Annotated in this window: 15 protein-coding genes and 1 tRNA gene; 8 read left to right on the top strand and 8 right to left on the bottom strand. The window is 38.7% G+C overall.

The features are described from left to right. Nucleotides 1-23 precede the first annotated feature (23 nt). The 7 genes from COMX_RS08985 to rfaD are packed head-to-tail and all read right to left on the bottom strand — an operon-like array spanning nucleotide 24 to nucleotide 6291. Nucleotides 24-635, bottom strand: coding sequence for a histidine phosphatase family protein (locus tag COMX_RS08985; RefSeq protein WP_034340330.1), 612 nt, complete (start codon nucleotides 633-635; stop codon nucleotides 24-26). 29 nt (nucleotides 636-664) lie between these two features. Next, the gene (locus COMX_RS08990) at nucleotides 665-1600 is read right to left on the bottom strand and encodes a ribose-phosphate pyrophosphokinase (protein WP_034340332.1); all 936 of its coding nucleotides are present in this window, start codon (nucleotides 1598-1600) and stop codon (nucleotides 665-667) included. A 52-nt stretch (nucleotides 1601-1652) separates the two neighbouring features. Continuing rightward, on the bottom strand, nucleotides 1653-2624 hold the full coding sequence (locus COMX_RS08995) for a hypothetical protein (RefSeq protein ID WP_034340334.1): 972 nt from the start codon (nucleotides 2622-2624) through the stop codon (nucleotides 1653-1655). 8 nt (nucleotides 2625-2632) lie between these two features. After that, a complete protein-coding gene (gene pgeF / locus COMX_RS09000; protein ID WP_034340335.1) occupies nucleotides 2633-3406 on the bottom strand; it encodes a peptidoglycan editing factor PgeF in 774 nt (257 codons plus the stop codon). Beyond that, the gene (locus COMX_RS09005) at nucleotides 3407-4444 is read right to left on the bottom strand and encodes a class I SAM-dependent methyltransferase (RefSeq protein WP_034340338.1); all 1038 of its coding nucleotides are present in this window, start codon (nucleotides 4442-4444) and stop codon (nucleotides 3407-3409) included. It lies immediately after the preceding gene. Beyond that, nucleotides 4437-5264 (bottom strand): prolipoprotein diacylglyceryl transferase, encoded by an 828-nt coding sequence (gene lgt / locus COMX_RS09010; RefSeq protein WP_034340341.1) that lies wholly within the window; start codon nucleotides 5262-5264, stop codon nucleotides 4437-4439. The genes COMX_RS09005 and lgt overlap by 8 nt, the downstream gene beginning before the upstream one ends. Nucleotides 5265-5307: 43 nt before the next feature. Continuing rightward, complete coding sequence (gene rfaD, locus COMX_RS09015) at nucleotides 5308-6291, bottom strand: ADP-glyceromanno-heptose 6-epimerase (protein ID WP_034340343.1); 984 nt, start codon at nucleotides 6289-6291, stop codon at nucleotides 5308-5310. A 125-nt stretch (nucleotides 6292-6416) separates the two neighbouring features. Here rfaD and COMX_RS09020 point away from each other — a divergent pair, with 125 nt between their 5' ends. The 8 genes from COMX_RS09020 to COMX_RS09055 all read left to right on the top strand — a co-directional run bounded on the left by COMX_RS09020 (nucleotide 6417) and on the right by COMX_RS09055 (nucleotide 12373). Beyond that, entirely contained in the window at nucleotides 6417-6689 is a 273-nt protein-coding gene (locus COMX_RS09020; protein ID WP_034340346.1) for an accessory factor UbiK family protein, read from the top strand. Between the two features lie 65 nt (nucleotides 6690-6754). After that, nucleotides 6755-7087 (top strand): tRNA-binding protein, encoded by a 333-nt coding sequence (locus tag COMX_RS09025; RefSeq protein WP_034340350.1) that lies wholly within the window; start codon nucleotides 6755-6757, stop codon nucleotides 7085-7087. Nucleotides 7088-7157: 70 nt separating this feature from the next. Next, complete coding sequence (gene proC / locus COMX_RS09030; RefSeq protein WP_034340353.1) at nucleotides 7158-7955, top strand: pyrroline-5-carboxylate reductase; 798 nt, start codon at nucleotides 7158-7160, stop codon at nucleotides 7953-7955. 58 nt (nucleotides 7956-8013) lie between these two features. Then, entirely contained in the window at nucleotides 8014-8646 is a 633-nt protein-coding gene (locus tag COMX_RS09035; protein WP_051462063.1) for a hypothetical protein, read from the top strand. Between the two features lie 74 nt (nucleotides 8647-8720). Continuing rightward, nucleotides 8721-8795, top strand: a tRNA-Gln gene (locus COMX_RS09040). 180 nt (nucleotides 8796-8975) lie between these two features. Continuing rightward, nucleotides 8976-9707, top strand: a complete 732-nt coding sequence (locus COMX_RS09045; RefSeq protein WP_034340356.1) for a M48 family metallopeptidase — start codon at nucleotides 8976-8978, stop codon at nucleotides 9705-9707. Between the two features lie 34 nt (nucleotides 9708-9741). Beyond that, nucleotides 9742-11472 (top strand): SulP family inorganic anion transporter, encoded by a 1731-nt coding sequence (locus COMX_RS09050; protein WP_051462064.1) that lies wholly within the window; start codon nucleotides 9742-9744, stop codon nucleotides 11470-11472. Next, nucleotides 11465-12373 (top strand): rhamnan synthesis F family protein, encoded by a 909-nt coding sequence (locus tag COMX_RS09055; protein ID WP_051462065.1) that lies wholly within the window; start codon nucleotides 11465-11467, stop codon nucleotides 12371-12373. Before COMX_RS09050 ends, COMX_RS09055 begins: the two co-directional genes overlap by 8 nt. 4 nt (nucleotides 12374-12377) lie before the next feature. Here the strand turns inward: COMX_RS09055 and COMX_RS09060 are convergent, their stop codons facing one another. Next, nucleotides 12378-13043, bottom strand: a complete 666-nt coding sequence (locus COMX_RS09060; protein ID WP_051462066.1) for a type VI secretion system amidase effector protein Tae4 — start codon at nucleotides 13041-13043, stop codon at nucleotides 12378-12380. Nucleotides 13044-13089 lie beyond the last annotated feature (46 nt).

The raw sequence follows: 13089 nt of genomic DNA on the forward strand, positions 1-13089 counted from the left end.
TATAAGCAGCTTACTCTAAAATTTTACCCTAAAGGCAACGCATGTAACTCCCAAGCCTTTCCTCCATTTTCAGGAGGGCGGGCACACATGGGTTGGGCATTGGCTAATCGAACATTGGCTTTTAAGCCCATTAAGTGGCGCAATGCACGAAAAATACCCCCATGAGCAACAATTAAAACAGTGCCATTTTGTGCTTTGCACATCGAACGATTAACCGCCTCAGCAACACGATTACTTAAAACCGCAAATGGTTCTCCATTTTCAGGGGTAAACGTCCCAGCAATCCAATCATCATACCATGGCCCCATAGGTTGTGCCTCTTCAACCCCAAAGCACACTTCTTTTAAACCATCATCCAATTCAATCGGCAACTTGATGCCTGTTTTTTTATGAATAATATCCGCTGTCATTTCAGCCGTTTTACGCGCACGCCCCAAAGGAGAGCTTACAATCTGAGTAATTGGCAACTCTAAATGATCCCAATGATTAGCAATCGCACTGCCGGCAGCCACCGCTTGAGATAAGCCAACCGTATTCAACGGAATATCGGTGCGACCTTGGGATAAATTGCGCGCATTCCAATCTGTTTGGCCATGGCGTAAATACCAATAGGGACGAGTAAGTAAAGCTGTCATTACAAAATACCTTTATCTATTTAAATGAATTAATCAAACAAAGAAGAAACAGAGCTTTCATCCGCAACTGCACGAATGGCTTTGCCCAATAAATTATTAAGTGGAATTTGGCGAATTTTTGTCGCTCTACGAACAGCATCTGTTTTGATAATACTGTCCGTAATAACCAATTCACCCAAAACAGAATTTTGGACTTTCTCAGATGCACTTCCAGAGAGAACACCGTGGGTAACATATGCATCCGTTGCCTCGGCACCTGAATTAATCAATGCTTGAGCAGCATTACAAAGAGACCCACCACTGTCAATTATATCATCAACTAAAATACAATGACGTCCCTCAACATTACCAATCACATTCATCACTTCGGATACACCAGCACGCTCACGACGTTTATCAATAATTGCCAAATCAACATCTAGACGCTTTGCCAATTGACGGGCTCTGACCACTCCACCTACATCAGGGGATACAACCAACAAATTGCTTTTCCCTGCATATTTTTTCTTTATATCTTGAGTAAACAAAGGAGCTGCATAAAGATTATCAACAGGAATATCGAAGAACCCTTGGATTTGCCCAGCGTGTAAGTCCAACGTTAAAATGCGTCCAGCGCCTGCTTCAACTAGTAAATTAGCCACTAATTTTGCACTAATTGGCGTTCTGGGACCTGATTTGCGATCTTGCCGAGCGTAACCAAAATAAGGCATTACCGCTGTAATACGTCGTGCTGACCCGCGTCGCAGTGCATCCAGCATAATGAGTAATTCCATTAAATTATCATTTGTTGGATAGCTGGTGCTTTGTACGGCAAACATATCTTCACCACGTACATTCTCGTAAATCTCTACAAACACCTCTTTATCTGCAAAACGCTGAACAGATGCATCACACAACGGCATTTTTAACTCAGCAGCCACAGCTTCTGCTAGTGGGCGATTACTATTCCCAGAAATAATTTTCATTCACGCAACTCCAATATCCATAAGGTCTTTATTTTTAAATCTAGTTATCATTTTACATTGTTTTTTGTAAATCTGGTGGAGCCAATAAAGGACCCTGTGTCTTTTCACCATTTGTAGGCAACGGTTTTACATTTCGTTCAGAATGATTGTTAATAATACGTTGAACGGCTCCTGCTGCTTCTTGTCCAACAGCTGCACCAACATCGCCCCAATATACATCCAAACTATGTGCAGGAACATCATTTATTTGAAAAGCTTTCCCTGCTTCTTTTCCCTTGGCATCAACAATACGCCATACAATTTCAACATGCTGAACTGGATTTCCACGTGTTCCAGCTGCTCCAGAGGTCAATTTAACAATGCAATTGACAATATAATCTGCTTTTTCTTTTTTTAATTGAATAGCATTTGATTTATCCACAAAAGAAGCCACGAACTGTCTGGAAATGGTTTTATTCCCATCACCAGGTGCTCCCGTTACACCTTCAAAGTAAACCTGTGCTGGACGATTTTTTAAACTATGAGGATCTGCTGCCATCACGCGAGCCTCTAATCCTTTTAGTACGTCTGTAACCATAGGAGCTGTTTGCTCAGCAACTTGAGCGAGAATAGCCTCATTCCCACTAGACCAATCCTGAGCCGATACTGGCATCATCTGACGCGTTGCAGCAACCTTACCATCTGGAGCAATAATACTAAATTGTGGCGTTACCATACCATCTTTAGAATTTGCTTTCATCAATAACAGCCATTCCCCTTTTTGAGCAGGACCAACAACTGGCGGTAATGTCTGATCTGTCATCACTTTGACCAAATCTTGTGCCAAAATTGCAGAATCTTTATCGGTTAATAAAGCTTCTGTAGGCACTGGCACAATCAGCCTTGTCGGTGGAGGTGCCGTTAATTTCCCACCAACCCCTGATTGTTTTTCAAAAGGATGAGGAACCTGGACACATCCAATCAAAGGAATTAATACCAGCAAACTTAATCCCACTTTGAAAAGCGATGTTCTTTGAATATGCATATTTATTCTTACCTTTTACTACAAGCAATTGCTGAGATTTGATGCCCCAAAGGACCACCACCCGCCAAAGTCCGACGACGATGACTAAAAAAATGTGTTTCATCCCCCAGCGTGTCCCTACCAAGCAAAGCTGCAATTGCCACGCGCCGTCTTCTTAAGCGATCAACACAATAATGTCCCAAATCAAAAAGGTACTGATCATCTGTTAACTGTTTGAAAAAAACCCCTCCATGAGGATCTTGCTCTAATACTTGATGCTTCATATCCTCTTTGACTTCATAACGTGATCCGTCAATACAAGGACCAATAACCGCTATTATTTCATTTGTTTTCGCACCCAGAGCCTCCATTTGCGTAACGGTCTCTTCTAAAATACCACCAGAAGCACCCCGCCATCCTGCATGAGCAGCACCAACAATACGACCATCAAACGTACTAAATAAAACCGGCCCACAATCGGCGGTTAAGACACTGACCGCAACATCAGGATCGTCAGTAACCCCACCATCCACTTCACAACGTTCACAATTATCTTTGGTAACATGAATAACTTTGGTGCTATGCACCTGCATGCCACCCCACAAATAATGATCCTTAACCCCCATATCCTGAGCAACACGATGTCTGTTTTCAGTAATATATTCTGAATTATCCTCGGTTTTAATCCCACAATTTAAAGACGCATAGCCCCCTTGGGAAACGCCTCCCAATCGTGTAAAAAAACCATGCCGAACTTTGTCTTTAAGCAAAGAATGGCGAATAACCAAAAGTTCAGCACTCATTTATTGTTCTTCCTTTTTTAATTCAAACGCTGGAGGGGGAGGTATATCAGGATGCGCAATCGCTAACACTTTAAAGAGATCCCCCATTTCACTAGGGTCACTTAAACGATAAACAGCTTCAGAAAGTTGCTGTTGCTGTTCCATACTGGCATGTGCCGCCAACATTTTTGCTCTGATAATTAATCCAAGTTGTTTTAAAAATTCACCTTGGGTCTGAATACCAAAAGCCTGCGCATCTGTTGATATCACGATTTCTTTTAATGCCAAAAAATCTATATGAGCGGTAAGGTCTGCCTCACCTGGATGAACAAATGGGGACGTTTTCTCTCCATTTGCAATGGCTTGCATTGTATCTCCCCAAACTGAACTGGCATAACCATAATCAATAAACAAAGCAGCCCCACCGTCATGGCACAATCTTTTGGCAAGATTTTTAACAATATCCTGCCCGACTTCACAAACTTCTACAACATCCCCATTTTGAACAGGACGTTGGAATATGGGTGCTTCTGGTAAGGTTTCTATTGGAATTTGGATGATCTGTTCTTGATCAACATAACGTTCCACCCATTGATCACTACCTATTTTAACAAATTGACGAATGGGTAAGGCGTCTAAAAACTCATTTGCTACTATGATCATCGGTTGGTTAGGTGTTTCGTCAATCGTATTATACCAACTAACCGACAGCTCTGTATGATCGGCAATCGCCTCTTTTTGGATTTGACGTAACCGTTGAGACGTTTCCACAAAAATAACATGGCATTTTTGATAAATATCAGGAGCCACCCGACGGATAACGCGCAGCATATCCGCCATTAACGTGCCACGACCTGGACCTAACTCTACTAACGCGATCTGTTCATAGGCTGGCATAGAACGAATAACCGCGATCTCCCAGGCAGCTATTAACTCTCCGAACATCTGAGAAATTTCAGGAGCAGTAATAAAATCGTCAAAAGGATTTTTTCGTCCATAATAGGCAGCGTTAGCAGCTGCCATAAAGTGATCCAGTCTAACGGGTTGACCCTTAGTCATTCTGAACCACTAATCCCTTGAGTTTAGGCAAGCGATATGATTGCCAAATAAAATATGCCCCAGCGATCAACATTGGAATACTCAAAATTTGCCCCATGGTAATCCCACTAAAAATAAATCCTAGGAAATCATCGGGTTCACGGAACATTTCACATATAATACGTGCAATTCCATAACCAAGCAAAAATATGCCAGAAAGAAATCCAGCATGTTCACGAATATAACGGCGATGCACCAAAATCATCATAATCGTAAATAAAATAAACCCTTCTAATAATGCTTCATACAGTTCTGAAGGATGTCTGGCACTAACAACGTTTGGATATATCATGCGCCATGGTAACCAATCCGGTGCTGGACGGCCAATCAACTCGCCATTGATAAAATTAGCCAATCGCCCTAACCCAAGACCCAAAGGCACAACCGTTGTCACGCGGTCTGAAAATCCAAGGAAGCTCAACTGGTATTTGCGGGTGAATAAAATGAGAGCAATAATAACACCTAACGCCCCACCGTGAAACGACATGCCGCCATGCCAAACTTTCAAAATCTCTATAGGGTGTGGCAAATAATATCCTGGTTGATAAAACAAGCAATATCCAAGCCTGCCACCAAATATAACCCCAAGCGTTGCCCAAGTAAGAAAGTCGTCCACTTGCACTTTGGTAGCAACAATTGGATCTTTGCGCACTAAACCACGTACCAAAACCCAGCCCAGAATTAAGGCTGTAATGTAGGCCATTGCATACCAACGAATGCCAAACGGCCCAATTTGTAACATCACAGGATCAAAATGGGGATAATACAAAGGGCCAAACATGAAATTAATTATCTTTCATCGAAATGATTAAAAAACCAGCACTTTAAAGGTAAGAATCTGATTTAAGCAAGTAGTCTTGGATATATTGTCCTATTCCATCCTCAAGCGAGGTGAAAGGCTTGGTATAGCCTGCTTTTCTAATTTTTTCCATATGGGCTTGAGTAAAATATTGATATTGCCCTTTTAATGCATCTGGCATTTCAACAAAATCAACTTTTTTACTGACATTCATCGCATCACAAACCGCATAAGCAAGATCTAAATACGTTCTGGCCTGACCCGTTCCACAATTATAAATACCACTAATAGTCTTTGGATTCTCAAGGAACCATAAAATCATATCAACCACATCCCCAACCCAAATAAAGTCACGCGCCTGACCTCCGTCAGCTAAATGGGGTTGATCAGATTTAAAGAGTTTTGGAGCTTTGCCATTTTGAATATCGTCAAATTTGACTTTGACAACAGAAATCATTTTCCCTTTATGATATTCATTCGGGCCGTAAACATTAAAAAACTTAAGTCCTACCCATTGCGGAGGACAAGGTTGATTGGTTCTAATCATTTTCAACACTTGTGTGTCAAACACTTGCTTAGACCATCCGTATAAATTTAAAGGTTTTAACTGATAAACAAAATTATGATCATCTCTAAACTCAGAAACCTTATTAGCGCCACCATATGTCGCAGCAGAAGATGCGTAAATAAATCTAACCTCACGTTCAGCACACCATTGCCATAATTTCATCGATAAATCGACATTGGTTTGCCATACTAAATCACCATCCTTGGCTGTCGTTTCGCTGATTGCTCCTAGATGAACCACTGCAGTAACATTTTGTGCTGTTTCCAAGAATTCATCTAAATATTCTGGTGCAATTACATAATCAGGGGCATGTTTAGCAATATTACGCCACTTGCCTTGATCACCCAACCAATCCACAATAACTGTATCTTCTTTTAACGCCCACAATTTTGCTTGTAAGCAAGAACCAATAAAACCAGTCGCGCCTGTAATAATAATCATATTTTTTTCAAATTCAGAGATTTATTAAGTGAAAAACCAAAGACAAATTTACAAAAATCATGATACCTAGCTATAATCAATTATACTAGTCTCTATATTCGCTTTTTTAACTAGGAGTAAAAATCATGCCTGATCCTAAAAAAATATTTGGTGATGCCTCTAAAGCTACTGGCAGTGCTTTTTCTGTTTTAGGTGGAATCAAAGAAGAAATCTCTGGCATTGTCAAAGGACGTGTTGATGAGGTTTTATCAAGTTTACATCTTGTCCGTCGTGAAGAGTTTGACATTGTCACCGAAATCGCCAGTCGCACTCGCTCTGCTCAAGAAAAACTAGAAGAGCAAGTTGAAAATCTAGAAAAACGCATTGCACGACTGGAAAGCAAACAAAATAACGACTGATCTCTGTCGTTTGAAACCCTTTTAATGCCAGTCGCACTATTCCAATTTTGAAAGGATTCTATTTCATGAATTTCATTGAATGGAAGGATTTTGAAAAAATTATCATGGTTGCTGGCACGATTATGAAAGTCGAAACATTCCCAGAAGCTCGAAAACCTGCCTATAAAGTATGGGTAGATTTCGGGGCTTATGGTGAACGCAAAACGAGTGCTCAGATCGTCAGGCTCTATAGTAAAGAAGAACTTATAGGCAAACAAATCATCGGAGTGATTAATTTCCCAGAAAAACAAATTGGCCCATTTCGGTCTCAATTTTTATTAACAGGATTTCAAACAGATCAAGGAATTGTGATTTCTACCATTGAACGCCCCGTGCCTAATGGGACAAAAATCTCTTAACGCCATCTCTGTTTCACGTTAAGATAATTATAGTATTCCAAATATTTTATTTAGACCTAAGGAAATTATAATGGCGAACTTACCTCCTATTTTACTGGTTGGATGTGGGCATATGGGCCATGCAATGCTGCATGGATGGCTAAAAAAAGGACTGGATCCCTCAGTGATTGTCCATCGTCATGATCTAGATTTACCTTCTCCTCATCAACATGTGCGATCTATTGATGAAATCTCCAAAGATTTCCACCCAAAAGCCATCATTTTGGCCATGAAACCCGATCAAGCTACAGAAATCATTCCTTCTTTATCTCCTTGGACAAAAGATGCTGTTATCCTGTCTGTATTGGGTGGACGTAATCTAAATTGGTTAAAATCTCAGTTCGGAGATACTCAAGCAGTAATCCGCGTTATGCCTAACACGCCTTCTGAACTTGGATTAGGAATGACTTCAGTCGTTGCTGGTTCTACGGTTACCAAAGAGCAAAAACAACTAACCGATGCCCTGTTGCATGCTATTGGTCAGGTTGCCTGGTTACCAACTGAAAAAGATATGGACGTTGCCACCGCTATTGCAGGCTCAGGTCCTGCATATATTTTCTTGCTCGCTGAATTATTACAAAAAGTCGGTGAAGAAAAAGGCCTTTCCAAAGATCTGGCCCGCTTACTGGCTAGGCAAACCGTTGTTGGATCTGCTGCTTTACTTGGAAAATCTGATAAAGAATCAGAAGATTTACGCAAAGCAGTAGCAACCCCTGGAGGCATTACCGAACAAGCAATAAATATTTTAATTGAATCCAAGGCCTGGCCAGAATCTTTATCCAAAGCAATTCAAGCCGCAGCTGATAGATCTAAAGAAATGTCTTCCTAAGTAATGAAAAAAGGCTTATTTTTAAAACTAAGCCTTTTCCTTTTTTCAGGTATGTATAATGAACAACGAAGAAATTAATTTAAAACTTTTTAATACCGCCATGAAGCTTGCCGCTGAACAAGGGTGGCACAAAATGACACTTGTCGAAGCTGCACAACAAGCAGATGTTCCAGTGCCAACAGCGCGCCAAATTTTCCCATGCAAAGCATCTCTGCTAGTTTATCTTAATCGTTTGGCTGACGAATCTGCATTAACCCAAAAATATCAAAATCAACCAGTAGCTGACTATTTATTTGATTTGTTTATGAGCCGCTTTGATGTTCTACAAGAATACAGAGAAGGCGTTATTTCAGCATTACATGCCCTGCCTTTTAATCCACCTTTGGCTCTTATGATGGCTATCGCAACGAAGAATAGCATGCGTTGGATTGCCGAATCTGCACAAATTAACACCTATGGCATCAGAGGAATCGCATGCGTTAAAGGCTTAACCGCAATATGGGCACTTAATATGCGCGTATGGATTAAAGATGATACCCAAGATATCTCTCAAACCATGGCTTCTTTGGATCAAACCATTAAAAAAGCTGGCAAATTTGCATCCTATTTTGTAGTTCACAAGAACGATTCAGCTTCAAAAAAAGAGGCCGAAAACAAAGACGAATCTTATTGTTCCAATAGTGAAACGTAAAAAAATCTATTTTTTTTAATTTTTCTCTTTACGTAATCCAAGAAGTTGTCTAAAAGATGTTTCATAAACAACGTTGGGGTGTAGCCAAGCGGTAAGGCAGCGGATTTTGATTCCGCCATTCGGAGGTTCGATCCCTCCCTCCCCAGCCATTAAACATACTTTAAATTCCCTTAAAATTATAAATAATATTATTCAGTATAGATTAGTCTTTTTTTCCACAAAGATATAACTTCTTATAATCTAATCTTTAGTAAAAAACTTTTATTAAAATCTTCATTGTGAAATCCCCTTTAAAAAGATTCCAATTTACATATCATCAACATCAAGTTATGTGCGAGTTATACCCACCGCACCCGTTAACCAAAAAACCCAAAATTTCTTTATCATTAACCCCTGAACTTGTCCTTAAAATCAAAGCACCAAAAAGAACGACACATCAACAAATTATAGCTATTTTAGAAAAACACGGCGATTGGATTCTTCAGCAAATCAATAAACAACATGCAAAACAAGAGCAATCACATCATCTTCAATTTATACAATCAGAAAAGCATCTTTTTTTAGGACAATATTATGCTTTGGATATTATAGAAAATAGTGCTCTAAAACCTAACATCCAAGTTGTTGATCAATCGCTTAAAATTACTATTCGCCAAAACACACCGCAAAAAATCGCTTATTTATTAAATAGTTGGTATCGTTTTCAAGCCATTGATCTATTTTCTAAACGACTTTTACTCATAAAACCCTCTATTTCATGGATTAACTGGGAAAAACACCCCCCTTTATTGCGTATCAAGAAAATGACAAGTCGATGGGGCAGCTATATTCATCATACGCCAAGAGTGATTACCCTTAATCAACATTTAATCAAAGCTCCACTTAACTGTATTGACTATGTCATTATTCATGAGTTGTGCCATGAAGTTCAACCCAATCACAGCAAGAAATTCTATTCTCTTGTCTCGCAAATCATGCCAGATTGGAAAATATGGCAATCACAACTTCAACAAAAAAGTGCTTTATTGCTTTACAATACTATTCCAAAAGAACAAAATTAAAACATATTTCAACTCTTGATTACATGGTCTGTAAATGCAAGCTAAAGCACAAAGCTTTTTTAAAGCAATATTCCAGTTACCTGCTGGAGCACGTTCTTTAAAAAGACTTACTGTTCCCATCGCTCTAAATGATATATTAGCAGGCATTTTAGTTTCTAGTGTCGCTATTCCAGTTGGATTGGCCTATGCCAATTTAATGGGTGTTCCTGCGATTATTGGTTTATATGCTTGTATTATTCCTGTTCTAGCTTATGCAATTTTTGGCTCTTCTCCCTTTTTAATTATAGGACCCGATACCGCTGTCAGTAATATCGTTGGTGTCAGCTTGACCGCTTTTGCATTAACAACCCCTGATGCTAGAATACAAGGCGCAGCAGCCATCGCGATTGGCGTTGGTATAGTGAGTATTTTTGCCGGAAAATTGCGCCTAGGTTTTATTGCGAATTTTTTGTCTCGACCAATTTTAACAGGCTATTTAGCAGGAATAGGTATTCAACTAATCCTATCGCAACTTTCTATTATCACTAAGATTTATGCTCCTACAGGAAATTTCTTTGAACGAGCCCTTTTTTTTATCCACCACTTATCTTCTATTCACTGGATGACCTTTGGAATGGCTCTGTTTTTTTTTATTTTTATAAGAGCTTGTATTTTCTACAAACCCTCTATTCCTGCACCTGTTATTACCGTAATCGTTTCTATTTTGCTTTCTTGGGGATTTAGCCTAAATCAATATGGAATTATGACTTTGGGGAAATTGCCATCTGGACTTCCCAGCTTTGAAATTCCCTCTTTTAATTATCCTCTTACAGAATTCATAGAAACCGTTGTTGCAGTAACCCTAATCAGCTTTTCGAGTGGAATTATTACTGCACGCAGTTTTGCAGCCACCATAGGCAAGCAAGTTGATGGCAATAAAGAATTAGTCAGTTTTGGTATTGCTAATATAATTTCAGGATTATTCCAAAGTTTTACCGTAACAGGTGCTGATTCCAGAACTGCCGTTGCTATAAACTCTGGAGGAAAAACCGCACTTGTAGGTATTAGCTCTGCTATAACTATTGCTTTGATCATTACCTTTCTTTCCCAACCACTCAGCTTTTTACCTTCTGCAATTCTTAGCGTAATTTTAATTTCAACCGCAATTAATCTGATTGACTTTAAAACTTTTCGGTTTCTTTTAAAGGTCAGTAGGCAAGAAGCTATTTTTGTAATTATCACTATTCTAGGTGTTTTATGGGTAGGAATTTTACAAGGGATTATCTTGGCTGTTTTTATTACACTTTTACATGGCCTCGCACTATCTGCCAGACCCAGAGATTCTTTGTTAGGAATGTTCCCAAATACCAAAGAGCTCGTAAATCTTAATTTAGAGCCCACAGCTGTCCCTGTTCCTCATTGTATTATCTATTTATTCGAGGCTTCTATTATTTTTTTTAATGAAGGTTATTTCTCTAGCCGTTGTGCAACCGTTCTTGAACAACATGAAGACCAATCGATTAAATGGTTTATTTTAGATGCATCTGTGATGACCAGAGGAGATGCCAGCACCCTTTATGCTCTTAATCAACTTTACATTTTACTTCAGACAAAAAATATCAATCTTATTATCGCTAATGGACATTACGACTTCCGAAATATTGTACAAAAAAGTGATATAATGGATAAAATAGCAGGTAAAAAAATTTATCAATCTGTTGAAATTGCTCTAGCTGAAATATCCAGTTTATCCCAACCTCCAATGGAACCTATTCACCATGCCTAAAAAAATATGCCTTTTCGCACATTATACGCAATCGAATAAGTTACCTTTTGACGTCAAACATTATTTAAAAGCATTATATCATTGTGGGTGGGAAACGCATCTGGCTTTATCTGGACAGCAAATTTTATCATCTGATACAGATGATTTTTGTAAAAAACATCATATTACCCCTCACCTACGTTCTAATACAGGCTTAGATTTCGGTGCATGGCAACATTTGATGCACAAGGGAGTTGCCAAAAATGCTGATTATATTTTACTGACGAATGATAGTATTTTTGGCCCTCTATATTCAATGAATGCAATCTTTGATAAGATGTTAACACCAAACATTGATATTTGGGGTATGGTTGAAACCTTGGAAATTAACTGGCACCTTCAATCCTGGTTTTTATGTTTTACCAATCACGCTTTTCACCATCCAAAGATTCAAACATTATTAAATTTACCTTTTCACCAAATGTCAAAACCAGAAATAATTCAAAAAGGTGAACTTGGCTTGGGACAAATCATACAAGAAATTCCAGAATTTCGTTATGCTGGGCAATGGTCAAAATTAAAAAAATATCCGCTTAGAGACCCAAAACAAACAAATCCTATGCATTTGGATTGGGTTAGTGTAATCACCTCTGGTCAAGTTCCTTTTATTAAAAAAGAAGTTATAAGAGATAATTATTATGGACTTTTTTGGCTAAATTATTACCGTAAATTATTAAAAAATAATCATTATTTTCCACTAGAATATATAGATGAGTATTTAAAACAATACCCCAATAGGCCTTTACCTGTTGTACCTAAATGGAAGCGTTTTTTATATTTGGCCAGCACTTATGACACGAAAATTGCCTGGCAATATTTCCTTAAGCAAGGAATTTCTTGCCCTATAATTTATCCTAAATGAAAAACTACTTTACTTCAAAAAATATAATTTTCTTTGAATCGGCAAGGTTTGGCATAATTCCGACACCATAATAGTAACCACCATTATATATTCCCCATCCACCAAAAGCAAAACGAGAAAAGTTAGCTAAAATTCCAAACGTTCCATCAATACTAAAACTAGGTGTTGGATAAGGAAAGCGCGATTTATTCCAAATATCAATATGACCTCCATCTTGATTTTTCCCCCAATAACTAGAAAAAGCAATAATCCCAGTCCTGCCGTAAACTTTATCTTTCCAGTTTTGACCTGTAATATCTTCAGCCTGCCCCAATCCACAAAACGGATTCTGCTTTAACCAAACAGCCATTTCGTCAGCACGGGTTGCAACAGGCAAGCCGTCAATTATAGTACGTCCCAAAGTTTGACGACCCGAAGCTGGTTTAACTGCTTTTTGTGAAAAAGACTTCATATCAACCCCCACATTATGCAAAGTAATACTTAATCTTATGGCACATTGATATTTATATTCAGGTGAAGGGTTTCCTGTTTCAGCATGCCTCCACAAATCAAAAAATTGAACACAGGATTTTCTGGTTTTGGAATAAACCTCTGCTACTCCAAAACCATTATGTGTCATATGAATGAAATATAAACAGCTCATAAAGAAACCTAAATAAAGCTGTTTCATCTTATTACATTCCTCAATATTTTTTCATCATAAACAGGAAAGCTAA

This window comes from Commensalibacter papalotli (ex Servin-Garciduenas et al. 2014) (assembly GCF_000527695.1).
Taxonomy (GTDB): Bacteria; Pseudomonadota; Alphaproteobacteria; order Acetobacterales; family Acetobacteraceae; genus Commensalibacter; species Commensalibacter papalotli.

Coding starts and splice junctions, on each gene's coding strand:
- COMX_RS09060 (WP_051462066.1), bottom strand. CDS start 13,043: ATGAAACAGCTTTATTTAGGTTTCTTTATGAGCTGTTTATATTTCATT.
- proC (WP_034340353.1), top strand. CDS start 7,158: ATGGCGAACTTACCTCCTATTTTACTGGTTGGATGTGGGCATATGGGC.
- lgt (WP_034340341.1), bottom strand. CDS start 5,264: ATGTTTGGCCCTTTGTATTATCCCCATTTTGATCCTGTGATGTTACAA.
- pgeF (WP_034340335.1), bottom strand. CDS start 3,406: ATGAGTGCTGAACTTTTGGTTATTCGCCATTCTTTGCTTAAAGACAAA.
- COMX_RS09055 (WP_051462065.1), top strand. CDS start 11,465: ATGCCTAAAAAAATATGCCTTTTCGCACATTATACGCAATCGAATAAG.
- COMX_RS09005 (WP_034340338.1), bottom strand. CDS start 4,444: ATGACTAAGGGTCAACCCGTTAGACTGGATCACTTTATGGCAGCTGCT.
- COMX_RS08995 (WP_034340334.1), bottom strand. CDS start 2,624: ATGCATATTCAAAGAACATCGCTTTTCAAAGTGGGATTAAGTTTGCTG.
- rfaD (WP_034340343.1), bottom strand. CDS start 6,291: ATGATTATTATTACAGGCGCGACTGGTTTTATTGGTTCTTGCTTACAA.
- COMX_RS09020 (WP_034340346.1), top strand. CDS start 6,417: ATGCCTGATCCTAAAAAAATATTTGGTGATGCCTCTAAAGCTACTGGC.
- COMX_RS09045 (WP_034340356.1), top strand. CDS start 8,976: ATGTGCGAGTTATACCCACCGCACCCGTTAACCAAAAAACCCAAAATT.
- COMX_RS09035 (WP_051462063.1), top strand. CDS start 8,014: ATGAACAACGAAGAAATTAATTTAAAACTTTTTAATACCGCCATGAAG.
- COMX_RS08985 (WP_034340330.1), bottom strand. CDS start 635: ATGACAGCTTTACTTACTCGTCCCTATTGGTATTTACGCCATGGCCAA.
- COMX_RS09050 (WP_051462064.1), top strand. CDS start 9,742: ATGCAAGCTAAAGCACAAAGCTTTTTTAAAGCAATATTCCAGTTACCT.
- COMX_RS08990 (WP_034340332.1), bottom strand. CDS start 1,600: ATGAAAATTATTTCTGGGAATAGTAATCGCCCACTAGCAGAAGCTGTG.
- COMX_RS09025 (WP_034340350.1), top strand. CDS start 6,755: ATGAATTTCATTGAATGGAAGGATTTTGAAAAAATTATCATGGTTGCT.